This is a genomic window from Ruegeria sp. BC7 (genome assembly GCF_056539165.1).
Genome location: NZ_JBQFUL010000016.1, coordinates 1 through 22190, shown reverse-complemented (window position 1 = coordinate 22190; position 22190 = coordinate 1). Strand labels below are relative to the sequence as shown.

Sequence of the window (22190 nt, the reverse complement as noted above, 5' to 3'; positions counted from 1 at the left end):
TTCTATTCACTCTTGGAGCTGGCCCATCCGTGTCTGGAGCTACAAATTCGTGCATTGCCGGACATATTCTGAAAGACGCAGACCGTGTATTCAGAGGCGTCAATCGGCCTCGCGAGGTTTCAGACACCGCTTGAAGGGTTCTCGATGGAACATAGCACCAGCTATCCAACCAATGCTGTCGGACATCTGTTTCGAGCCCGAATTGACTTTGAGTTCCGACGTTTTCTGCTGACGAAACGTCCAAAAGTATACATCTAAAAAAAATACCAGATTCTTATGCTTCGGGAGCTTGGGAGAAAAAACGAATGGCGACTCTTTGGTATTGTCTGTGTAGAAAAACAAGTTGGGTCCACCAGGGTGATCAAACATGGGCATGGTTGGCCCGATTTGACTGGTTTGGGCAGAATGCGTTCCTCTGAAGCAAAAATGCGGATGGCTGCAAAGTCCGTAAGGTGGTCACTGGCGATATTTCGGCAAATGAGCGATTTGAGTCCATAGCAATTGCTCTTCCGATACTCGCTTAATGATGGCAGCGGAAAACTGTTGTCGCAAAAGTTGGCCCCGGTTATTTTCCTAAGGCGTTATTGCAAATCACATTCAATTTTTTTGGGAGGATCAACCATGACGAATATCATAAAAACTCTGATGACAAGCACTGCAATTTTTCTCGGTACCGCATGCGTGGCTCTTGCCGATGATGGGGTTTTGCCGAAGGACAACGCGGAATTTGAAAAATGGGGCGAAGAGTCCGGCTGGACAATTTATGTAGACAAGAGCCGAAATGCCTGTCTGATCGAGCGCGTTGACGAGAATGAAAACGTGGTGCAGATGGGCCTGACCGCGGATAAAGAGTTCGGCTATGTCGGTGTTTTCACTAAGGCCGACTTAGAGTTCAAGGACAACAAAGTACATCTGCGTCTAGATGACAAAGCTTATGTTGGCGACGCCACTGCAGCACCTTCGAACCTCGCGCGCGACTACAAGGGTGGCTATTTGCTGGCTAACAATCCCGACTTTGTTGAAGATATTCAGAAGCGTTACGTCATGACAGTGATGCCTGAGGATGCCAACACATTCGACGTAAGCCTTGATGGAACTCTAAAAGCTATCGACAAAGCCCGTGAATGCAACGCTGCCGTCGCCGGCTAATCGATTGTAACCTTGGTTAAGGCCCCTCGCTTTGCGGGGGGCCTTCTTTAATGGGTCGAAAGAGAAACAGTGCCGTGTTTCGCACCAAAGGACAAAAAACCGCTGAGCCTATGTCTGCTTTGTCCCGCAACTCTGCCGTTCAGAAGATTTCAGCGAATGTCCGCTGCCGTTGAATGCAGACCTACAGGCGAAATTTCTCGGAATGGCCGCCAACAATGACCGCTATCCGTTTTTAAGCCGTCATCTGACAAAAACTCTCAGATGACTGCCTTGAGCCCAAACCGACACGTTAGGTTCAGTGATTTAGAGGTCATTGCGATGCACCCTTCCATCCTTCATGACAAAACGGATGATCGACGGGAATAACCTAGATTCGGTTAGGATTTACACAATCCAGAATTTTCTGAGCAGCTAACTGAACCGACTTTCTCAACTGCATGATCTCTGAGTTCGCAGCCAGCCGGGCCTTCATCTCCGCGTCCCCAAGGAGTTGGTTAATCGAATTATCCAACTGATCCGGTGTCCAATCCCATCGATTTACCCTGAGTCCGACACTGGTCTCAACTGCCCGCTGGGCGTTATCGTGTCCGTCCCAGCAATAGGGAAGGATCAGCGACGGGACCCCGAAATACAGCGCTTCGCAAAAGCTGTTGTTGCCGCCGTGGTGAATAAACAGATCGCATTGTTCAACCACGGAAGGCTGCGGGAACCATTCCTGCAGATGAACATTGTCTGGGACTCTGGAATAGGCATCGATTTGGGCCCCGACATTGACCAGAAACCTCATGTCCATTGTCTTGAATACGTCGAACAGGCTCTCAAAGAATGGGACATCCATGGCGCCCAGACTGCCAAAACTCACGTACACCAGAGGCCCGTCGTTACGGGGCATTTGAGGTACACGGTAAGGACCTTCCTGGCGAACGCAGCCTTCGAGAAAGGTGAATTGTCCAGAGTCCAGCACCTGATCACGATCATGGCGAATGATAGATGGCGCTAAAAGAAGGTTTTGATGCGGTGATGTTTCTAGGAACTCACCTTCAGGCAATAGCTCAAGCCCCTTATCCTGGCGAAATTTGTTGTAGCGAGCATGAATTGGGCCAAGGGTCTCCAGGTACTGGTCTCGAAATGCCGCACACCCGGCAGCGTCAGATGCCGGCAGACCGGACAGGTACGGCGGTAGGCAGTTGTCTGGCAACTCGGTTTCCGCGCAAGAAATAACCCTGACCCATGGGCACTCGGATCGTACGATGGCCGGGAACATGATGACGTTGTCGAGGACGACGACATCTGGGTTGATCCGCTCTAGCGCCGTTTCCAACCCCTGTTCGACCGATTCCGCTGTCTCGACGATTGCGTTCCAAACGGGCTCTACATAGGTGGTTAGTTGGTCAGTTGGATGCATGTTAAAATGCGGCAGATGATGGCTCAGGAATTCCTGCCAGTAGGTCTGGGTTTCCTCTTCTGTCAACTCTGACTGAACAGGGACGGCGAACTCGTCAAAACCGTAATCTGCGAATACGCCACCAAAGCCACCGTGGGTGAGGAAAACGGGGTGTGCACCCATTGCGCGAAGTTCCTGAGCGATCCCCACACAATTCAGTGCAGCCCCAAAACTAGCTTCGGGGAAAAACGCGATTACGGGTGCTTCCTTGCGGTTCATCATTCACTCACCGGATTGACCCGCGGGTTGCTTGGACTAGCGCCGGAGCACCACGATTGGCGACGCTGGGCCTTTGGTGCATTGAAAGCCGCAAGTGCACCCTCATCTGATCCGCCGCAAGATCGAAATGATCCTGTTCGATGAAATCAAGGATACGCAGATGTTCATCGAGCGCCTGCCTCATCCGAAAGTCGATCATACCGAATGATCCGCCTGGCAGGTGGCGCAACCCATGATGGGCCATGAGAGCAGAAGCTAGATACTGGTTTCCGGACGATCGAGCGATGAGCTTGTGAAAGGCAAGATCCGCGTCTTGGAAATCCTGGCTATTGAAAGAGTTTTCCGACTGCGCCAGAAGCGCTTCGGTCTGGCTGCGGACCAGATCGGCGCGCTTGGTGTCCAACTTGAAACCGTCGGACAGAATGGCCTGCGGTTCCAGTATCAGACGAAATTCGTAGCTCTCTATTCGTCCGGAGCGGTCTCCCGGCATGCGCGTAAAAACCCAGGATTGACCTTCGGCTTTCTGAATCACGCCTTGGGCCAGGAGGGCTTCGAGCGCACGCTGTGCAGCGCTGCGGGAAACCGAATATCTGCGGATCAGGTCTGTGACATTGATGGCACCGTCCAGGCGTCGGGCGCCGCGATCTCGTAGGATGGCACCAGCGAGATCCACGCCTGCTCTGACCGCATGCTGGTTGAGTATCGAATGCCCCTTTTCGGGTTCGCATTCTAGGACAAACCCGCCTTCTGCCGCTTTGCGTGCCATCCCCTCCTTTTCCAGCAGCCTCAATGCGGATCTAACCGGAGTGCGAGAGACGCTGCACGAATCAGCAAGGGTTTTTTCCACCAGTCTGTCGCCCTGATGCAAATCGAGATCCATCGCAACATCCAGTATTTTTTGAGCAAGTTTCAAGTATTTGCTTGGTGGCATAAGAAGACGGCTTTCGTCACACTCAGTTAATATACAATAAAAACGGTATCTTAAATGGCTTCTCCGGGCCATACAAAAATGATTCAAAAAATTGTTGAGTTTTATTTCATCAAAAAATACCGTGATTGCATTATATATCTCGCCCCAGAAGCGAGCGCGGATGTCAAGGGAGGAAGACATGACCAACAAGTTCACCAATTCGTTCCGTTTGCCATTTGCTTGGCTCACCGCCGGGGCGACCTGCGCACTCAGCGTATTCGCCGGAGCGGCCCAAGCAGAAAAAATCGTGATCTCGAACTGGGACGGCTACATGCCGCCGGACCTGCTGGAGAATTTCACCAAGGAAACCGGTATCGAGGCCGAGCTCTCGGTGCATGGCACTAACGAAGAAATCATGGGCAAGGTCGTAGCCGGTGGAGGAAAGGGCTACGACGTTCTTTTCGTCTCGTCACCTTTTGCCGAGGCGTTAAACAACCTGGGGCTGGTGGCTGCAATCGACCACGACAAGGTTCCGAATGCCTCTAACCTGTATGGCGAAGCTAAAGAACTAGCCCATGATCCGGGCAACAACTATTCAATGCCATACGCTTGGGGCACGACGGGCTTATGCTACCGGTCAGACCTGATGCCAGAGCCAACTTCGTGGAACGATCTGCTCAAACCCTCTGACGACCTTAAAGGCAAAGTGACAATGCTCTCGACGGATCGCTGGCTGATGGGGGCTGCTGCGCTAGCCCTCGGAAAGTCGCTGAACGATACGTCGGATGAGACGTTGGCGGCTGCAAAGGACCTGCTGGTTGCGGCGAAGCAGGATCTGCTGGCCTACGACGACGCAACTTTTTATCTGAAGTTGGTATCGGGCGAGGCAACGATGGTTCACGCCTGGGATGGCTGGTGCAACTACGGCATCGGTGAAAACGCGGACATCAAGTACACGATACCATCAGAAGGATCGGATCTGTGGGTAGATGCGCTAGTCATCGCGGATGCATCTGAAAACAAAGATGCGGCGCATGCCTTTGTGAACTATGTCTTGGGCGCGGACGTCGGTGTCTGGGTTGCCAGCAATATCCTTTACAAAACGCCGAACAAGGCTGCAATGGAGGCGCTGGACCCCTCCTTGATCGAAACCTTCCCGAACATGGGAATGTCGCCTGCAGACCTTACCAAGTATGAGCAGTTGCGCGATCTCGGCAATGGCCAGAAACCCTTTGCACGGACCGTGACCGAAATCATGGCCGCACAGTAAGTGATCAAACCCTGAGCAAAACCCGACCCGAACAAAGGGTCGGGCCTGTACGACATCACTCCACAGATTGCCAAGAATATGACCAATCGACTGAAATCGGTGATCTTGCTGGGGCCGGGCTTGGGCTGGCTTGCGCTTCTTATGGTGGTGCCGTGTGGTCTTATTTTTACCTATGCGTTTTTTGAACGCGGTATCTATGGCGGCATCGACCACGTCTTTACATTTGAAAATTTTGTGCGGGCCGCCGATCCTCTTTACCTTGGGATCTTCTTACGCTCGGCCAAGATCGCATTTCTAGCCACGATAATCGCGATCCTGATCGCCTATCCGGCGGCCTATGCCATCACGCTGGCGCCGCGCCGTTGGCAGACCGGTTTACTGATCTTGGTGATCCTGCCGTTCTGGTCCAACTACCTAATCCGCACTTACGCCTGGATCGTGATGCTTAACCGCGAGGGCTTGATCAATAATACTCTCCAGGGGGCAGGCTTGATCGATGAGCCGCTGTCTCTGCTTTATAACAATTTCGCGGTGATCGTTGGGCTTGTCTACAACTACACCCCCTTTGTGGTTCTGGCGATCTATTCGTCGCTGAACCGCATAAATGTCGAAACCATAGAAGCCTCGGAAGATCTTGGAGCGCCCGCTTGGACCACTTTCTACCGGGTGATACTGCCACAGACCGTTCCCGGCATTGCGGCAGGTGGTGTCTTTGTTTTTGTATTGTCGATCGGCAATTTCATTACGCCCGATTTGCTTGGTGGCGGGCGACTTCAGATGGTTGGAAACCTGATCTATGACCAGTTCCTGAGCGCCCGCGACTGGCCGTTCGGAGCAACGCTGTCGATGTTCCTGATTGCGATTATGATGGGGCTTTTGTTCGCACAGGCGGTATTGGCCAATCGCGCAGCGGGACAGAGAGGGCAGGACTGATGCGGGACCGATCCAACATGGGCCTGAAGCTGCACCTGGTTTTGTTTTACACCTTTCTCTATGTGCCGATCCTTGTGCTCATGGCGTTAAGCTTTAACCGGGCCGGACTTCCAACTGTATGGACCGGGTTTTCGTTGGAATGGTACGGCAAGTTGTTTACCGCGGATCCAATACTGTCGGCGGCGCGCAACACGCTAATCGTGGCCTTAATCTCGACCGTTCTGGCGACAATAATCGGCACGCTTTTGGCGGTCGGTGTCGAGACACGGCGTAATTCTTCAGTTCTAGACGCGGTTCTGTTCGCACCGATGATCATCCCCGACATAGTTCTGGCCATCGCGCTCTTGTCCTTTTTCACCCTACTCAACATGACGCTGGGGCTTCATTCGATCATCCTCAGCCATGTCGTTTTTAACATAGCCTTTGTTGTCGCCGTGGTGCGTACGCGGATGCGCAATTTCGACCATTCGATACTTGAGGCCAGCGCCGACCTTGGGGCCAGCGAATTTACCACCTTTCGCCGCATCCTGCTGCCCGCCATCGCGCCGGGGGTTATCGCCGGGGCGCTGTTGTCTTTCACCCTGTCTGTGGACGAATTCATTATTGCCTTCTTTACCGCCGGTGCTGGGCAATCCTCGACCACGTTGCCGATGCAGATTTACGCAATGATCCGATTTGGCGTCACGCCGGAAATCAATGCGATGGCTACCATCGTCATGTTCGTTTCGTTCACGCTGGTCTTCTTCGCGCAGCGTGCCGACAAAGAGGTTTTCAGCCGATGAGCCAAGGGATTCAACTCAGGAATATAACAAAGCGATACGGTTTGGTGACCGCGATCGACAATGTTTCACTGGATATTCGCGATAACGAGTTCTTTGCACTTTTGGGCCCATCGGGCTGCGGCAAGACCACACTATTGCGGACGCTGGCAGGATTCGAAACGCCACAGGAAGGACAGGTAATCGTTGCCGGGCAGGACGTGACAAACATACGTCCCAGCAGGCGGCCCCTGAACCTGATGTTCCAATCCTATGCCTTGTTTCCGCACATGAGCGTCGAAAAAAACATCGCCTATGGGTTAGAAATGGAGAAATTACCCATGGACGAAATTGCCACGCGAGTGGCCGAGGTTCTGGAAAGTGCGAAACTTTCGGGATTTGCCGGGCGCAAGCCGGATAAGCTTTCTGGTGGGCAGCGACAGCGGGTTGCTTTGGCGCGCGCGCTGGTCAAAAGGCCAAAAGTCCTGTTGCTGGATGAGCCCCTTTCAGCTCTGGACAAGAAACTACGAGAAGAGATGCAGCTGGAGCTCAAACGGTTGCAGCACGAGGTGGGGATTACATTTCTAATTGTGACCCATGACCAGGAAGAGGCCCTAGTCATGGCCGACCGGATCGCGGTCTTGCATGATGGCAAGCTGGCGCAGGTCGGTACTCCTCACGAGCTCTACGAACACCCCGGATCGCGCTTTGTTGCAGATTTTATCGGCGTGATGAACTTTCTGGATGGTAACGCCGTCGACGGCGGTGTCGATGTCGACGGGGCGGGAATGCTGAGGGGCGTTTCCGAGCTGCGCGGTGCTGCAACGATCGCTGTGCGCCCGGAACGGGTCAGCCTGATGCAGACCGCCCCTCAAGATGGACGCAACTGCCTTCCCGGCACTGTTGAAGAAGTCGCCTATCACGGGTCAGACCTGGGTGTGCATGTACGCGTTTGCGGCGGGAGGAGCACCCTTTCCGCCCGCGTTCCCGCCAGCCAAGCCGACCGTGAAAATATCCAGCCGGGTCAGGATGTCCACTGCGTATGGGACGCGAAACATTCCCGCATCCTTCCCAACTGCTAAGCCAAATCTAACCGGAGACCTACAATGTCACAGAAAACCATCGCCTTCTTCCCCGAAGCTGCCTTTGGCCCTGCGCTGAATTCGGTTGGCATCGCGCAGGCCTGCGAGAAACTGGGCCATAAGGCTGTATTTCTAAGCGATCCCGGCTTTGTCGAGGTATATGAAGGTTATGGGTTTGAGGCGCATCCTGTTGCCCTGTCCGAGCCGATGGAACCCGAGGCGATGGCAAAGTTCTGGGAGGATTTCATCAACGGTCACATCCCAAATTTTCGCAAAGCCCCGATCGACCAGATCGATAACTACGTCAAGGATTGCTGGGAGGCGATCGTCGACAGCGCAAAATGGGCGCAAAAAGATCTGCCCGAGGTATTGGCAAAAATCAAACCAGATATGATCTGCGTGGATAATGTCATTATGTTCCCAGCCATCAAGCAGTTCGGCGTACCGTGGGTGCGGATCATCTCATGTTCCGAAAACGAAATCCCGGACCCGATTGTGCCGCCGCACTTATCGGGCTGCCGGGTGGATGACCGCGAGGGCATGGAGGCCTATGAGGCAAAGTTCCACGATGTGATCAAGCCGATCCACGACGACTACAATGCGTTCCTAGCCAGATGCAACGAAGACGCCTATCCGATTGGAGAGTTTTTCGAAGCGTCGCCCACAATGAACCTTCTGCTTTATCCCGAGCCGGCAAAGTACGAACGGCAGAACCCACTGGACCCAAACCGGTTTCAGTATCTTGAAGGTTGCGTGCGCGAAGAAGAACCCTTTGAGGTGCCAACGTTTAAGTCCAACAATGACAAACCACTTCTCTATGTATCTTTCGGGTCGCTTGGCGCAGGCGACACCGACCTGCTAAAGAGGATCATTTCGACCATTTCCAGGTTGCCCTACCGGGCGCTCGTAAATGTCGGGGATTACATTGACGAATACACAGACATTCCCGACAACGTGCACATACAGAGCTGGTATCCCCAGCCTTCGGTAATTCCGCAGGTTGACGCGGTGATACATCATGGCGGTAACAACTCGTTCACAGAGTGCCTATATTTCGGCAAAGCAGCAATCATTATGCCCTATGTCTGGGACGGCCACGATAACGCCACCCGTGTTCAGGAAACCGGCCACGGGTTCGGGTTTCACCGATACGACTGGACCGATGATGAATTGGCTATTGCCCTCGACAAATGTATCAACGATCCAGGAATGCAGGCGAAGATGGCGGCAACCTCTGCTCACATGCAGTCACGGCATGGCCCGACCAAGGCAGCTGGCATTCTCGACGAAATCCTGAAAGCCGCGGAATGAGCAGCGCCCCGCATCTTTCGGAAATCTCGACCCGCACCGACCTCACGGACTGGGGGCTACAGCCGGACATGATTGAAGGCCAGTCGCATTCATCGGGTATGCTGGTTCACAAGGGTCCTGACAACCGGCCGGAGATCGGCGCATGGGTCTGTACTCCAGGCCGCTGGCGCCTAACGATACCGCGTGACGAGTTCTGCTATTTTGTGCAAGGCCGCGCGGTCTATCGGTCGGATGCAGGCGAAAGCATCGAAGTTACGCCCGGAACGGCCGTACTATTCCTCGCCGGTTGGGTAGGGGAATGCACTGTCGAGGAAACATTGCGCAACACCTACTACCTAACGGATCGCGAACCTGAAACATGACCACGCCACGTATGCAAAACCCGCTCCAGCAGACTGATCTTGTCGATTGGGGGGTAATCCCGACGATGATTGAAGGGCAATCCCGCACCTCGGGAAAGTTGATCCACAAGGGGCCTGACGGCCAGTCAGAATGCGGCCTTTGGGTCTGCACTCCCGGTAAGTGGGAATGTCACGTCACCAAGGACGAGTTCTGCCACTTTCTGGAAGGCCGCTGTACCTATGTCCATGAAAGCGGCGAGGTAATTGAGATTACGCCCGATACGGCGGCCTTTTTTCCGCAGGACTGGAAAGGCGTTTGCACTGTCCACGAGACGGTCAAGAAAGTGTACATGATCCGCTAACGGCTCAATGCCTGTCAAATAAGGAGGCTGCCAAATGCGTGACCCGTTCAAATCCAGCTACTACCTTAACCCCAAGCATGTGCCATTGGAGGGTGGTGGGACCACTCTGTTCAACCCGTCTACCTTGCAGCCCGTCGGGGTTTTTGGTGAACCGTCGTCGCAGATCGTGGACCAGGTTCTGGACCGGGTCAATGCGGCGCAAAGGAAGTGGTCTGCAATGGACTGCAAGTCTCGCGCGCGGGTATTGCACCAGATCGCCAACGACATCGATAGCGGCGACATGACTGAGATCGCCCGCTTGATGACACTGGAAACGGGCAAACCTTACCCTGAATCGATCGGCGAGATTGCGAACATCCCGCCGGTTTTCCGGTACTATGCCGAGATGGCGCGCAATGACGCTGGCAAGATCGCCGGCACGATGCAAACTGGATCTTTTCAGTATCAGACATTCGAGCCCTACGGCGTATCCGTGCATGTGGTTCCGTACAATTTTCCCCTCATTCTTGGCTGCTGGTCGATGGCCGCATCACTTGCCGCAGGTAACGGTGTAGTGTTGAAAGCCTCACCCGCAGGAACTTTGTGCACGATGGCGTTCATGGAGTTTTTTCGAGCGTTGCCCCAAGACCTGATAGCTTGCCTGCCGGGGGGGGCAGACGTGGGCAAACAGCTGATTGCCAGCCCCAAAACCCATGTGGTCGCTTTTACAGGGTCCGTGCCGACAGGTCGTGCAGTCGCAGTGGCCGCAGCAGAGAACCTGAAACCCGCAGTGATCGAGGCTGGGGGAAGCGATCCACTGATCGTCAGTAAACACGCCGACATCGCGGTCGCTGCCGCCGGGGCGGTTACCGCTGCATTTTTGCAGTCGGGCCAGGTTTGCACATCGTCTGAACGGATTTTTGTAGTGGATGACGTGTACGACGATTTTGTCGATGAATTCGTGACCCGAACCCGGAAACTGCGCATCGGTGACGGCATGGGGGTGGCGGAAATCGGACCTTTGGTCTCCAAGGGGGTGCGCGACAAGGTCGAGCGGCTAGTGCGCGATGCAACTGAGAAAGGCGCGGTGGTTGAGGTAGGAGGCGGTATCCCGGATGACGTCGGGCCGGGTTGGTTTTTCGAACCAACGATCCTGACCGGCGTCACGACGGACATGGCGCTAACTCAGGAAGAGGTCTTTGGGCCAGTCGCCTCGGTCATTCGGGTGAGCGACTTTGACCAAGCGCTTGAAATGGCAAACGCGTCACAATTCGGTCTTGGCGGATGCCTGTTTACCGGCGACTTGGACGAGGCATTTCAAGGGGTGAACAAGCTACAGGTGGGGATGGTCTGGGTCAACAACCCGCTCGTAGACAACGATGCCTTGCCTTTTGGCGGCGTCAAGAATTCTGGGCTTGGGCGCACGCTAGGCCTTCAAGGCCTCGAGGCTTTCAGACGACCCAAGATGGTCGTGATTGATCCAAAGGCGAAGGAGGCGGATTGGTGGTATCCATATCCCGACGACTGGTTCTATTCAGATGACGTACAGGGCGGGAGAAAGCACACCGGCTAGGGTGATCGGTGCGACCTGATCGACTCTACAACTGAAGATGAGATAACGGCAGGATTGTCCGCATGGCGGTCATTTAACGCAAATAATCCAAAGTCTGGTATCCGAAGGAGCGGCCGTTCGCGCCTAAACTTCGGAACCCGTTTTGAGATGACGAAACCCGTTTTGAGATGACGAACGGCTGCTGCCGTCCGTCAAACCGTCAGATGTCGATCTTCTCCGAGATGCTCAACGCGTCGTCGAGTTCGACCCCAAGGTACCTGACCGTACTGTCAACCTTGGTGTGTCCAAGCAGGAGCTGGACGGCCCGAAGGTTGCCAGTCTTCCGATAGATCAGCGCAGCTTTTGTCCGCCGAAGAGAATGCGTTCCGTACCCACAAGGATCCAGTCCGATGACCGCCACCCAGCTGTGCACGAGACGTGCGTATTGCCGAGTCGAAATGTGCGAAGAACTGTGGAACCTGCTTGGAAAGAGGAACTCGCGACCAAGCATGGCGGGCGATCTGACCCACTCAAAAATCGATCTTCGCGTGTTCTCGGACACTTCGAACTGAACTGGCCTGCCTGTCTTGCTCTGGACGATCGATACGCGGTCTCGAACTGCTCCGGCAACGACCAGATCCGCCACTTTCATGCGAACAAGATCACAACCGCGAAGTTTGCTGTCGATAGCAAGATTGAACAGCACAAGGTTGCGCGGGTTCTCGGCGAGTTCGAGCCGCGCACGAATTGCCCAAACCTGTCTTGGCAGGAGTGGACGTTTCTGACCAATTAGTCGGTTCTTGTTCCACGGCGGTTGAGACGGTCTGATTATTGGAAGCTGAATACTGGACATGGTGAAGTCTCCATCCAGCCCTCCCACGCCAGGCATCGGCACCCTGCCAACCAGCGCACTTTACTGTCTTTGCCATCACAGAAACCGATCGCGCGCATTTCAAACTGCAGTTTAAAATACTCAATGGCCACTTCTGATAAAGTCGGACGTCCGATGAATACGAGCCTATGACCGCTTTGCGGATGAAGCTGACACTGGCGGCGGAGCGAATACAAACGCACCGGTAGATGAATTGCGCAAAAGTCAGCCTTGTTTTTCCGAAAGACAAGGTGATGTACTTCCGCCACCTTCACAGCGGCGGAAGTACAAAATGAAACTACTGCAGTCCCCAATACTGCTCAAGGTATTCGCTGTTTTGACGGGCGCGTCGTAACGCGCCTTCCACATCGAATGGCACCTCATCCGGTGAGAACCGCGGTTGGGCGTGTTCCAGTGTTTTGGCACGCGCGTTTTCAATGCCTGTAAACGGGAACCCGAAAGCCTCTTCGTTGTTGGGGTATTCCTCCATCCACATTTCGTGTCGCGCTTTCATGACGTCGAACATTCCTTTTGTCGGGAACATAGGGAGCATCTTCGGTTGGACTTCTCGCGGATCGTTGTACAGGTCATAGTAAGACGCTTTTGCCAATCCAGGCTGGTTCCCAATCCAATGGCGTTTAAAACGCCCCTTGACTGTCTGACGTCAGCACCAATGGGACAGTTTAGGTCGATTTGATAAGAGAGGGTTTCTGGCTCATCGTAACCGCCAAGGAGTGGAGATGAGAAAGAAACCCGGAACCAAGCAGAGCCACGGTGAGAAGGTCGTAAAAGACATCCGCCGCGCGACCCGCAAACAGTATTTCGCAGAAGAGAAGATCAGGATCGTTCTGGATGGCCTAAAAGGCGAGGACAGCATTGCAGAGCTGTGCCGTCGTGAAGGTATTGCACAAAGTCTGTATTATAGCTGGTCCAAAGAATTCCTTGAGGCGGGCAAGAAGCGGCTGGCCGGTGACACGGCACGTGCCGCGACCTCGACCGAGGTCAAAGACCTGCGTCGTGGAGCCCGCGATCTGAAAGAAGTTGTGGCAGAACAAGCCCTGGAACTGCGCCTGCTCAAAAAAAGCATGATCGCGGATGGGGACGACAACGAATGAGATATCCTGCATCCGAAAAACTGGAAATCATCCGCTTGGTTGAGCAATCGCATCTGCCGACCAAACGCACTTTGGAAAAGCTGGGCATTCCGAAGACCACCTTCTATCGCTGGTACGACCGATATCTTGTCGGTGGCCCCGAAGCGCTTGAAGATCGTAGACCCACGCCGTCGCGGGTCTGGAACCGTATTCCTCAATCCGTGCGCGAAAAGATCAAGGGTCTGGCTTTGCAGGAAAGCGAGTTGTCACCGCGAGAACTAGCTGTCCGCTTCACCGACACAGAAAAGTACTTTGTGTCCGAGGCTTCGGTCTATCGCATCCTCAAGTCCTACGATCTGGTCACCAGCCCAGCCTATGTGGTTTTGTCAGCCGCAGACGAGTTCCAGGACAAGACAACACGGCCGAACCAGCTCTGGCAGACCGACTTTACTTATCTGAAGGTGATCGGCTGGGGCTGGTTCTATCTCAGCACGATCCTGGACGACTACAGCCGATACATCATCGCCTGGAAGCTTTGTGCGACGATGAAGACCGAGGATGTGACCGACACACTGGACCTCGCCTTGCAAGCCTCAGGCTGTGATCAGGCAACGGTGCTGCACAAACCACGCCTGCTCAGCGACAACGGGTCCAGCTACATCTCTGGTGAGCTTGCCGAATGGCTGGAAGATCAGAAAATGGATCATGTCCGAGGCGCGCCATATCACCCACAGACCCAAGGCAAGATCGAGCGCTGGCACCAGACTCTCAAAAACCGCATCTTATTGGAAAACTACTATCTGCCCGGTGACCTCCAGCAGCAGATCGATGCTTTTGTCGACCACTACAACCACCGGCGCTATCACGAGAGCCTGCAAAACCTCACACCGGCCGATGTCTACTTCGGGCGCGGCCAGACCATTCTGAAACAGCGAGAAAGGATCAAACTAAAGACCATCGAAACCCGGCGCTTGCTTCACCGCAAATCCGCCGCATAATCAAACCAACCAGATGAGCCAGATCCTCTCTTAGCTCAGGCGGCCATCTGTCCCAAAATCCCTGACGACGGACAGGCGTGTCCTTCCTGCTCGATCAGCAATCAGGCGATTGGAAACAAGATCAGGCGTACGACATCATGTCGACCGCCTTGCGCAACTATGAAGACATCACCATGGTTTATGGCCACAACGATCCGATGGCCTATGGCGCTTATCTGGCCGCCAAAGACGCGGGCCGCGCAGATGACATCATCTTCATTGGTGTTGACGCCCTGCCAGGTGAAGGCGTGACCTGGGTAGCCAATGGCGAACTGTCGGCCACATTCCTGTATCCGACCCCGGGCGCCGAAGGACTGCGTCAGGCTCTGAAGCACCTGAAAGGTGAAGAAGTGCCAAAGTCGGTCGTCATGGGCACCGAGGCAATCACTGCCGATAACGCAGGTGAAATCCTGAAGAAGAACGGACTATAAAAACCGATCAGACCGGTTTCCTTTCTCCTCCCTGTCGGGGTGGCCGGTCGGACACGCAGGGGCTTGCGCCCCTGCTGTCTTTTTTGAGAAAGCTTCGAAAAAAGGTGCCGCGAATGTCCGAGCAAAAAACGAAACTCCAAAAATACTCCGCTCCTGCTTTGGAGAAGGGATTGGATATTCTTGAGTTTCTGTCGCTGTCGGACACTGCCCCTACCTTGTCGCAGCTTGCACAGGGTATTGGTCGTTCAAAGAACGAAATCTTTCGCATGATGATAGTGCTGGAGGAACGTGGGTATATCGACCGTCAGGAAGGCGACCTGTTCAAACTGACCGGAAAGCTTGCTCTGCTGGGTGGAGACCGTACAGACAACAGTAAATTGGCAGAATTGGCTGAACCTTACATGAACCGGTTGGCGGAAGAGATCGAACTGTCCAACCACCTTTGGGTGCCCAATGGCAAAGACGAGTTGATTGTGATCAACAGTGTCTCGTCGTCGCAAAACTACGGTGTCACGGTGCAGGTCGGTTACACAACGCCCGTGTTTCAGACATCGGCCGGGGCGTGTTTTCTTTCGGAAATTGCCTCCGGCGAAGATCGCTTGGCGTATCTTCGCAGAATAGCATCAGGTGAAAGCCAGGAGTCTCTGCAAGAGTTTTCAGATCAGGCGTCAGTTTGCGCCGATCAGAACTACATTTCGCTCGGCAGTCCCGAGAGCAACGCCATAAGCGAGATTTCGACACCTATCCGTCATGGTATGGGACAATCCGTGATCGCTTCTCTGACGATTCCACATTTCGCGTCCGCCCTGATCAACAACCGGCGTGAATTTGTCATTGATGCGCTCAAAACGACGGCAGCTCAGTTACAAGCCAGCGTCGCGACCCGAATGCCACTGCCCCGCACGCTTTGGTATCAATTCTCCTGACAAACTAGAGGTGAAAGTGTCCGGCCCACCGATAAAGCAGGCCGGACTGAGAGTGTCGTTCCCCTCAATCGTGCAGAACGGCCGAAATCTTGGGGTCATCAATGTTCGAGGCATCGTAGTAGTAGAAACCTGTGTCGATCAGACCTGGAACCTCTTCGCCGTACAGAGCCGCAACCGCTGCTTTCACTGTCAAAAAGCCGCAGATTGCAGCACGCCCGCTTTGATCGGCGCAATTCAAGGCCAAAACCGCATCCTGGTTTCGGACATTCATCGAGAAGTCGAAACTGGCTGGCTTGGGCTCAAAGCAGTCGATTGATGCGGTTTCAAAACCCCAATTTTTGGTTCGCTTCGTGAATTGTACTGCGAGTGGAACCAAATTACCTTCCATCGCACCTATTCTGCCGCAGCGCTTCTGCAATAACACGATGCTCGGATGGTAACCTCTGCCCTTGCCAGCGCTTGGTCAAGTAATTCCGTGACGTGGCGCCGCTCAACCTCTTCTCCGCGGGCCTCAAGGCACTCGTGCAGCCCGTGGAGCGACCAGACGTTGCGCGGGTGCTGAACCGGGCGCGGCAGGGTATCATCTAGACCCAGATCGGCGCGATAGATCAGCTCGGCCTCGGCGAACCGGCCCTGATCCATTAGCAGGGCAGCCAACGCATGCCGCGGTGGTTGCATCCAGCCCCAGGGTTCATCGTAGACCAGCCCGTCAGACGCAGCGATGGCCGCCTCCAGACGTAGAAGGCCTTTCTCAACCTCGCCTGATTTGTATAGCAACTCGCCTTCGGCCATGGCCGCTGCAATTTTCAAGACGTCGCGGGCTTCGTTATTGAACATGAAGCGATCCTCGCCGACCTTGTCCTGCGCAGCACGGAATTTGTCAAATTCCGCCCGGGCCTCGTCGATGCGCCCCAAGTTGGCCAGGGCGACGGTGCGCCCGTAAAGGGTCAGAGCGGTAGTGAAGCAAAACAGCGCCTGATCTTCAGGAAGCGTCTCATCCAACAGCGCCTGCCACATGCCGAACCGCACCATCACGTGAATACGCATACCCCAGAAGGCTTCAAACAATTCGGGAAGGTACGCGACCGTTTCGCGCGGCAGGACTTCCTGCAGCCGCGTTGCAGCGGCAAGCGCCTGCGACTTACGCCCCATGAACATCGCGCCGTAGGCCTCAAAGTGGATGTTATGCAAACGGTAGACAGTATAGAAATTCTGGGCTCCAGCGTAGGCTTCATATGCTTCGTCAACTTCCGCGGCCCGGTGATTTCGCCAAATGACATTCTGGTAGTCACCGCACAGCACGTCGATGTGCGTCCCCATATGCACCAGATGCCCAGAGTCCGGCACAAGGTCCAGCAGGCGATCCCCATGCGACAGGGCCAGCTCGGGCCAAGGCGACATCTCCATTAGGTGGATATAGAGGTGCAACAACCCCGGATGGTCCCAAGCGCCAGCGTTGTTTGAGAATGCGGTTTCGAGAACGTTTCGCGCCTCTTCTGTCGACGCGCCGTCTGACGGTTGATTTTTCTCAATGTCCCAAAACCCCCAGGGAGTGCGGTTCATCAACGCCTCGGTAAATATCGTCGCGACCTCAAGGTCGTTCGGGTGGGCCGCATAGATCGGGCGCATCGCATCAGCGAAGGCGTCGTTCCACGGACCGAAATCCTCGACTTCCGGGTCGGTCGGATACCGCGCCGTAAGCGCCTCAATCATCGCCGCGGCGACTGTGTCGATACCTGCTTGCGCCTTGGCCGTCGACAGGGCTTCGTGCGCTTCTTTCAGGACCGAGATCCGCTCCTCATGCTCGAAAAAATCCCACTCTTTGTTGTAGTTCGGACCAATCGCAAAGGCCAACCCCCAGTAGGCCCACGCACAGGTGCGATCCGCTGCAATTGCCTTGCGAAAACAATCCGCCGCCTCTTCGTGGTTGAAGCCAAAGGTCCAATTCAGACCGCGGTCGAACCACGTTTGCGCTTCATTTGATGCGGATGCGCCGGGCCGTGAATAGGTCCCAAGGTCGAAATAGCTCATGCTTCCCCCCCAGCGTTTTAAAATGACCGTCTTATTCAAAACCGTCAAATTTCGAACGATCGCGTTCGACGTCCTTCTGAACGGTCTAGCGGCATGCAGGCCACTTCATCTCCAATCAATGGAGCTGAGCAGAGATTACATTTCTCGGTCCCATTTTCCAACACCTAGCCGGAATTGACATGCGCCAAGTTGGCTTTGATGACCCAAAATAGTGATTTGGAGTGATCGGTCCAGAAAACCCAATTCTCCGATAAAGGCATAGATAGATAAAGGCCGCTTTGGGCTCGGTGCGGTCATTCGGCAGAATTCCGTGAACGTCTGCGTTGCGGACAAAGCCGCAATTGCTAAAACGCAAAGTCCGAAGTGGCTAAGTTGGGTTTACTTAGCGGGTACACCCTGTCGGATCGCGTTAGAATAACCTGCTCGGAGCCCAAATGCCTGCCCCTTTGAGGAAATACTGCCGAGCGTACGCAGTTCTTCGATGGAATAATCTGTGTTCAGGGAACCGCGGTCGTAACCGTACTCCGGCAAATAACCATTGACGACAATACGCCAGTCCAAGGGCGGGCCGTTCCCAATTGCGTGCATCATTTTGACGACAACGGTCGTGCAATTGGTTGCGATCGAATTGTACCAATGTGGTTCCGCTGCAAGGATGTTTGCATCACGAACATACTCTTCCAACAACTCTCTGGCGACGTCCGGATCTGGGCCGAGGCGAAACAGCTGAACATCTTCTTTGCGTATGTTCGTGCGCAAACCGACGACATCCAGTTCCGTTGCCGCCACTATGACGATTGGGTTTTCCTTGAACGCATCAGCGACCGGTGAAAATGCACCATCCGCTTGGCGTCGTACTTCAATTGACCAGGCCAGATACTGGCCGTCAGAAAAGCCGAAACTCAGAATAAAATGCGCCATCTCCGGACCGGCCCAATACGACAAAAAGAGGTCGGTGGTTTCTAGCTTGCTCAGGTCGTACGCCCGGGTTTCCCAGTTTTCGTCAAAACTACCGTCGCTGCGCCAGTCGAAATTGCGAACGCCGTCTAGCGTCAGGATGTCCCCATTGATGCTACCGGTCACTTGCCGGGCAACATCTGGTGACCAGTTTCCGTTGGAAGGCGGCTGTAGACTGGACCACCAAATGATCAGGGCGATGGAAGCAATCACGAATGGAATTTGCGTTTCTATACGCCCTTGCCACAACCAAATCACAACCGAGCTCGAACCAAGCAGTGCAAAGGATCCGCTTAACGCCGATTGTACCATGTCGCTTCCAGGGGCACGAAACCATAGTGCGGCAGCACCCCAAGCAGTGAAGCCCAGCGCGACCATCGCGATCAACATGACAACAAGAAATCTCAGCACGCGTATCATAACTGCTTCTATCCCTGAGACGCTCTTTGCTGACTACTGTACTTCAATCCTGATCGGAACACCGGCTAGCAGCTCGTCCAACTGCGTTGCGCGGGCATGCCTTGAGAATGTCCCTGCGTTGTTCAATCCTCTACCAAGCAGTTGAACCACTTCTGGAGAGCCCGCAAATTTGGAATGACTGCCGGAAGAAGAGTCGTCAATCGCTGTTAGGTCGATTGCGACAACTCCCAGCTCTGCCAGATCCGTAGCATTAGCTGCTCCTACGCGTGGCACGCCTCCTGCAATGCGGCGGGACGTGCGCAAGGCGCTGTCGTCTTCGGACAACAAGACGAAAAAATTCTCAAGTTTGGTGTCTATTTCTTCCAATTGCACAGTGAACAAATCCAAGTCGATATCGGGTGAGGCCAGAATTATATTCTGAAGCCTGCCGGACGTGTTGAACGTGCCTCTGGCGGCTTGATCTCTGAGGGCCTCCATGATCAGAAATCCGCCCATCGAATGCGCGAAAACGTCGTAGCCTTCTGCATTTGTTCTGGCCAATATGTTGCCGATGTCAGCTACGCCTGATCTGGCAATCAATGCGCTGTTCAGATCATAGACATAACGACTGAGTTGAGCCGCCGATGCCCAATCGTACAAAACGGCTACACCTTCAAAGTTGGTGTCTTCAACAAACTGACCAAGTCTGAGCAGCGCGTCACTTGTTGTGTTGTTGTAACCATGTACAAAAAACAGAATATCGCGCTCCCCGGGTTTTCGTTTTGCCAGTTCCGCATTCACGGACGCCACAAAGGCATTCTCAGAGTTGTAAATTGTGGGTTCGATAATGGCGAACTCGGTCCTTGGGTCAGGTGGGAGCCGCTTAGGCCGGGTCAGTTCTCCTGTGACATGCGTTGGCGGGACCGATACAACAACCGATGCCAGTCCGAGGTCGGGTGCACGTTCCGCAGAGAAAAACGCACCAACTGTCTCACTTGCCTGCCGGGTAGACGCCAGGAAAATCTTATGGCGCGATGCTCCTGAAACCGAAGATACCGGCGTCTCCGGGTTATCGACTCCGACGAGTTCTGGTGGCCTGCCGCAGCCAGCAAGAAGCAAGGATTTGAACAAAAACAATATGATTAGGTGGCGCATAGTTCGTATCCCACAGGATTGGCAAAAAGCTGTTTAATGCAGGTACTATGCGAGACGCAACTAGACAAAAAATCGAAGGCCGGGTCGCTTCCGTTTGTGATAGGAAAGCATATATCGAAAGCGTCTGCTCTGGGCTGAGACTAGCCGTTCTCTGCAGGCGGCTACAAAGACTGCTATGCGGACAAAGCGGCCGTTAGTTGCACCGCTGCACAGGACCTTGGAAAGAGTACTTTAGAGTTGAATAGTCACATTTTTCTATCGAATGTTGCGCCCAGCACTTTTTCGTAGCTCGAAAAATTGACGGGCTTTGGCCAACATTGCGAGCGCACGCGCGTGAGAATTTGCAAACCTATCGCTAGAGAATTGAGCGTTCGAAGACAAACCGAATGACACGAGCCTTCGGCTGTAACAAGATGATGGTGGAGGTGTAAGTTATGGCGGATGTTTTCGACCGCATTGCAGATTGGCTGCAAAAGCTGGCCTTTTTTGATGCTGATCTTGGTGGGCTAGTCGAGCAGTTAAGTAACAGGCTGATCGATGGTGGCGTGCCGGTCACGCGTGTTTCCTTGGGCCGCCTGATGATGCACCCTGTAATTGGATTACTCGATGCAACGTGGGATGCGTCGAACCATCGTATTGAATGGACGGTTCTTCCACGCAGCTCTGTAACGGCTGATCTCTTCGACAAAGCACCCTTCGGAGAGAATTCGAAATTGGCCAATGAGATTGCGAAACAGCACTTTAATGAGGAAGTTTGGGACTTGGCGGACGGACTTGCCAACGGCACAATCAAGTTTCCTTTCATGCGAGCAAATCTGACTGACCGTGCGACCCGTGACAAATTTCCGCTATTCCGAAAACTCGCTGAAGCAGGTGTCACCGACTATGTCGTATGCAGTGCACCATTCGGCAATCGTACCGTTGTCTTTGACGGAGAGGTGGAGTGGGCTTTGGGCGCGTCTGTGTCTTTTGCTACAAAGCGTCGTTCTGGCTTCACAGACCGTGAGGTAGATGGCCTGTCGCGGCTATCTTTACCTTTGCTTGGTGCAGCGCGTGTATTGTCGGAGCAGTTCTTGGCAGCTGAGTTGATGGAGGTCTATCTAGGCAAGTTGTCCGGTCGATCCGTACTGAACGGTCAAATAGCCCGGGGAGATGTTAGCACAATTGACTGTGCTCTCTTGTTCAGCGATATGCGCGGCTCTACGGCTTTGAGCCAGCGCTTGTCTTCGGAAAAATATGTCGCGACGGTTAACCAATTCTTCGATTGTGTCGGTGGGGCGGTGCACGATCACGGCGGAGAGGTTCTTAAATTCGTTGGCGATGGGTTGCTTGCGATCTTTCCTTTTGATGGTCAACGAAGACTACCCGAAGACATGTGCGAAGCAGCCCTGTCCGCCGCGCGTGAAGCGTTCCAAAGAAATGAAGAACTTGATCCATCAGACCGTGTTGAATTTGGGGTTGGTTTGCACACTGGAGCGGCCGTTTACGGGAATGTTGGCACTGAAAAGCGCTTGGATTTTACGGTTACCGGGCCATCAGTCGCGATAGCCAGCAGGTTAGAGGGCCTGACGCGAAAACTGGAGGCGCGGCTTTTAGCAACGGGCGATTTTGTGAACTTGGTATCTGAAGGGCCAAAAAAATTGGGGCGGTATTCTCTGCGGGGTTTTGAGGAAGACTTAGATGTCTTTACTTACGAAATCTTCACATAACGCTCAATTGAATTAGGCGATTGGCAATCATTCGTTTAGGCGCGGGTACTGGAATGAAACCGGTCAGGTTTGGGCTCGAAACAGACGTCGGACTGCATTGGTTGGATGGCTGGTGCTATGTTCCATCGAGAACCCCTCAAGCGGTGTCTGAAACCTCGCAAGGCCGATTGACGCCTCTGAATACACGGTCTGCGCCTTTCAGAATATGTCCGGCAATGCACGAATTTGTAGCTCCAGACATGGATGGGCCAGCTCCAAGAGTGAATAGAC

21 protein-coding genes are annotated in these 22190 nt (G+C 54.0%); 13 read left to right on the top strand and 8 right to left on the bottom strand.

The features are described from left to right. The first annotated feature begins 621 nt into the window (after positions 1-621). Positions 622-1149 (top strand): hypothetical protein, encoded by a 528-nt coding sequence (locus ACR0KS_RS20295; RefSeq protein ID WP_170555646.1) that lies wholly within the window; start codon positions 622-624, stop codon positions 1147-1149. A gap of 367 nt (positions 1150-1516) precedes the next feature. Here ACR0KS_RS20295 and ACR0KS_RS20290 read toward each other — a convergent pair whose 3' ends face one another. Both ACR0KS_RS20290 and ACR0KS_RS20285 read right to left on the bottom strand, forming a co-directional pair. Beyond that, positions 1517-2815, bottom strand: coding sequence for a nucleotide disphospho-sugar-binding domain-containing protein (locus ACR0KS_RS20290; protein WP_480693330.1), 1299 nt, complete (start codon positions 2813-2815; stop codon positions 1517-1519). Between the two features lie 4 nt (positions 2816-2819). Then, the gene (locus ACR0KS_RS20285; RefSeq protein WP_170486030.1) at positions 2820-3938 is read right to left on the bottom strand and encodes a GntR family transcriptional regulator; all 1119 of its coding nucleotides are present in this window, start codon (positions 3936-3938) and stop codon (positions 2820-2822) included. Between ACR0KS_RS20285 and ACR0KS_RS20280 the strand changes: the two genes are divergently transcribed. The 8 genes from ACR0KS_RS20280 to ACR0KS_RS20245 all read left to right on the top strand — a co-directional run bounded on the left by ACR0KS_RS20280 (position 3922) and on the right by ACR0KS_RS20245 (position 11331). Continuing rightward, entirely contained in the window at positions 3922-4992 is a 1071-nt protein-coding gene (locus ACR0KS_RS20280) for a polyamine ABC transporter substrate-binding protein (RefSeq protein ID WP_170486029.1), read from the top strand. The two genes, ACR0KS_RS20285 and ACR0KS_RS20280, sit on opposite strands and share 17 nt — an antisense overlap. Positions 4993-5070: 78 nt before the next feature. Further along, positions 5071-5925, top strand: a complete 855-nt coding sequence (locus tag ACR0KS_RS20275) for an ABC transporter permease (RefSeq protein ID WP_170463247.1) — start codon at positions 5071-5073, stop codon at positions 5923-5925. Further along, positions 5925-6707, top strand: coding sequence for an ABC transporter permease (locus ACR0KS_RS20270; RefSeq protein WP_170486028.1), 783 nt, complete (start codon positions 5925-5927; stop codon positions 6705-6707). The genes ACR0KS_RS20275 and ACR0KS_RS20270 overlap by 1 nt, the downstream gene beginning before the upstream one ends. Then, positions 6704-7765 carry an ABC transporter ATP-binding protein gene (locus tag ACR0KS_RS20265; RefSeq protein ID WP_170486027.1) on the top strand — a complete coding sequence of 354 codons (1062 nt, stop codon included), beginning with the start codon at positions 6704-6706 and terminating at the stop codon, positions 7763-7765. Before ACR0KS_RS20270 ends, ACR0KS_RS20265 begins: the two co-directional genes overlap by 4 nt. A gap of 24 nt (positions 7766-7789) precedes the next feature. Beyond that, positions 7790-9076, top strand: coding sequence for a nucleotide disphospho-sugar-binding domain-containing protein (locus tag ACR0KS_RS20260; RefSeq protein ID WP_170486026.1), 1287 nt, complete (start codon positions 7790-7792; stop codon positions 9074-9076). Then, the gene (locus ACR0KS_RS20255) at positions 9073-9438 is read left to right on the top strand and encodes a cupin domain-containing protein (protein WP_170463251.1); all 366 of its coding nucleotides are present in this window, start codon (positions 9073-9075) and stop codon (positions 9436-9438) included. Before ACR0KS_RS20260 ends, ACR0KS_RS20255 begins: the two co-directional genes overlap by 4 nt. Then, a complete protein-coding gene (locus ACR0KS_RS20250; protein ID WP_010442245.1) occupies positions 9435-9779 on the top strand; it encodes a cupin domain-containing protein in 345 nt (114 codons plus the stop codon). Before ACR0KS_RS20255 ends, ACR0KS_RS20250 begins: the two co-directional genes overlap by 4 nt. Before the next feature lie 34 nt (positions 9780-9813). Further along, complete coding sequence (locus tag ACR0KS_RS20245; RefSeq protein ID WP_170486025.1) at positions 9814-11331, top strand: aldehyde dehydrogenase family protein; 1518 nt, start codon at positions 9814-9816, stop codon at positions 11329-11331. A gap of 199 nt (positions 11332-11530) precedes the next feature. Here the strand turns inward: ACR0KS_RS20245 and ACR0KS_RS20240 are convergent, their stop codons facing one another. Together ACR0KS_RS20240 and ACR0KS_RS20235 are read right to left on the bottom strand one after the other, a co-directional pair. After that, positions 11531-12163: a tyrosine-type recombinase/integrase gene (locus ACR0KS_RS20240; RefSeq protein WP_170568193.1), complete on the bottom strand. Its 633-nt coding sequence runs from the start codon at positions 12161-12163 to the stop codon at positions 11531-11533. Positions 12164-12479: 316 nt separating this feature from the next. Beyond that, complete coding sequence (locus tag ACR0KS_RS20235; RefSeq protein ID WP_170555301.1) at positions 12480-12725, bottom strand: hypothetical protein; 246 nt, start codon at positions 12723-12725, stop codon at positions 12480-12482. A gap of 196 nt (positions 12726-12921) precedes the next feature. Here ACR0KS_RS20235 and ACR0KS_RS20230 point away from each other — a divergent pair. The 3 genes from ACR0KS_RS20230 to ACR0KS_RS20220 all read left to right on the top strand — a co-directional run bounded on the left by ACR0KS_RS20230 (position 12922) and on the right by ACR0KS_RS20220 (position 15669). Then, positions 12922-14273 (top strand): IS3 family transposase gene (locus tag ACR0KS_RS20230; protein WP_170568192.1). Its coding sequence is split into 2 segments (ribosomal slippage): positions 12922-13258 and positions 13258-14273, totalling 1353 coding nucleotides; the frame shifts between segments, so codons are not numbered across the junction. A gap of 77 nt (positions 14274-14350) precedes the next feature. Further along, on the top strand, positions 14351-14743 hold the full coding sequence (locus ACR0KS_RS20225) for a substrate-binding domain-containing protein (RefSeq protein WP_170798927.1): 393 nt from the start codon (positions 14351-14353) through the stop codon (positions 14741-14743). A 113-nt stretch (positions 14744-14856) separates the two neighbouring features. Then, on the top strand, positions 14857-15669 hold the full coding sequence (locus ACR0KS_RS20220; protein WP_170555297.1) for a helix-turn-helix domain-containing protein: 813 nt from the start codon (positions 14857-14859) through the stop codon (positions 15667-15669). Between the two features lie 64 nt (positions 15670-15733). Here ACR0KS_RS20220 and ACR0KS_RS20215 read toward each other — a convergent pair whose 3' ends face one another. The 4 genes from ACR0KS_RS20215 to ACR0KS_RS20200 all read right to left on the bottom strand — a co-directional run bounded on the left by ACR0KS_RS20215 (position 15734) and on the right by ACR0KS_RS20200 (position 20211). Then, positions 15734-15940 (bottom strand): hypothetical protein, encoded by a 207-nt coding sequence (locus tag ACR0KS_RS20215; RefSeq protein ID WP_480693329.1) that lies wholly within the window; start codon positions 15938-15940, stop codon positions 15734-15736. A 122-nt stretch (positions 15941-16062) separates the two neighbouring features. Continuing rightward, complete coding sequence (locus ACR0KS_RS20210) at positions 16063-17700, bottom strand: hypothetical protein (RefSeq protein ID WP_170568191.1); 1638 nt, start codon at positions 17698-17700, stop codon at positions 16063-16065. A gap of 378 nt (positions 17701-18078) precedes the next feature. After that, positions 18079-19077 (bottom strand): Lnb N-terminal periplasmic domain-containing protein, encoded by a 999-nt coding sequence (locus ACR0KS_RS20205; RefSeq protein WP_170568190.1) that lies wholly within the window; start codon positions 19075-19077, stop codon positions 18079-18081. 33 nt (positions 19078-19110) lie between these two features. Continuing rightward, the gene (locus ACR0KS_RS20200) at positions 19111-20211 is read right to left on the bottom strand and encodes an alpha/beta hydrolase (RefSeq protein ID WP_170464504.1); all 1101 of its coding nucleotides are present in this window, start codon (positions 20209-20211) and stop codon (positions 19111-19113) included. 434 nt (positions 20212-20645) lie between these two features. On the opposite strand from ACR0KS_RS20200, the gene ACR0KS_RS20195 reads away from it, so the two are divergent. After that, positions 20646-21920 (top strand): adenylate/guanylate cyclase domain-containing protein, encoded by a 1275-nt coding sequence (locus ACR0KS_RS20195; protein ID WP_170485266.1) that lies wholly within the window; start codon positions 20646-20648, stop codon positions 21918-21920. Positions 21921-22190 lie beyond the last annotated feature (270 nt).

Coding starts and splice junctions, on each gene's coding strand:
- ACR0KS_RS20295 (WP_170555646.1), top strand. CDS start 622: ATGACGAATATCATAAAAACTCTGATGACAAGCACTGCAATTTTTCTC.
- ACR0KS_RS20290 (WP_480693330.1), bottom strand. CDS start 2,815: ATGATGAACCGCAAGGAAGCACCCGTAATCGCGTTTTTCCCCGAAGCT.
- ACR0KS_RS20280 (WP_170486029.1), top strand. CDS start 3,922: ATGACCAACAAGTTCACCAATTCGTTCCGTTTGCCATTTGCTTGGCTC.
- ACR0KS_RS20275 (WP_170463247.1), top strand. CDS start 5,071: ATGACCAATCGACTGAAATCGGTGATCTTGCTGGGGCCGGGCTTGGGC.
- ACR0KS_RS20270 (WP_170486028.1), top strand. CDS start 5,925: ATGCGGGACCGATCCAACATGGGCCTGAAGCTGCACCTGGTTTTGTTT.
- ACR0KS_RS20265 (WP_170486027.1), top strand. CDS start 6,704: ATGAGCCAAGGGATTCAACTCAGGAATATAACAAAGCGATACGGTTTG.
- ACR0KS_RS20260 (WP_170486026.1), top strand. CDS start 7,790: ATGTCACAGAAAACCATCGCCTTCTTCCCCGAAGCTGCCTTTGGCCCT.
- ACR0KS_RS20255 (WP_170463251.1), top strand. CDS start 9,073: ATGAGCAGCGCCCCGCATCTTTCGGAAATCTCGACCCGCACCGACCTC.
- ACR0KS_RS20250 (WP_010442245.1), top strand. CDS start 9,435: ATGACCACGCCACGTATGCAAAACCCGCTCCAGCAGACTGATCTTGTC.
- ACR0KS_RS20245 (WP_170486025.1), top strand. CDS start 9,814: ATGCGTGACCCGTTCAAATCCAGCTACTACCTTAACCCCAAGCATGTG.
- ACR0KS_RS20240 (WP_170568193.1), bottom strand. CDS start 12,163: ATGTCCAGTATTCAGCTTCCAATAATCAGACCGTCTCAACCGCCGTGG.
- ACR0KS_RS20235 (WP_170555301.1), bottom strand. CDS start 12,725: ATGTTCCCGACAAAAGGAATGTTCGACGTCATGAAAGCGCGACACGAA.
- ACR0KS_RS20220 (WP_170555297.1), top strand. CDS start 14,857: ATGTCCGAGCAAAAAACGAAACTCCAAAAATACTCCGCTCCTGCTTTG.
- ACR0KS_RS20215 (WP_480693329.1), bottom strand. CDS start 15,940: ATGAATGTCCGAAACCAGGATGCGGTTTTGGCCTTGAATTGCGCCGAT.
- ACR0KS_RS20210 (WP_170568191.1), bottom strand. CDS start 17,700: ATGAGCTATTTCGACCTTGGGACCTATTCACGGCCCGGCGCATCCGCA.
- ACR0KS_RS20205 (WP_170568190.1), bottom strand. CDS start 19,077: ATGATACGCGTGCTGAGATTTCTTGTTGTCATGTTGATCGCGATGGTC.
- ACR0KS_RS20200 (WP_170464504.1), bottom strand. CDS start 20,211: ATGCGCCACCTAATCATATTGTTTTTGTTCAAATCCTTGCTTCTTGCT.
- ACR0KS_RS20195 (WP_170485266.1), top strand. CDS start 20,646: ATGGCGGATGTTTTCGACCGCATTGCAGATTGGCTGCAAAAGCTGGCC.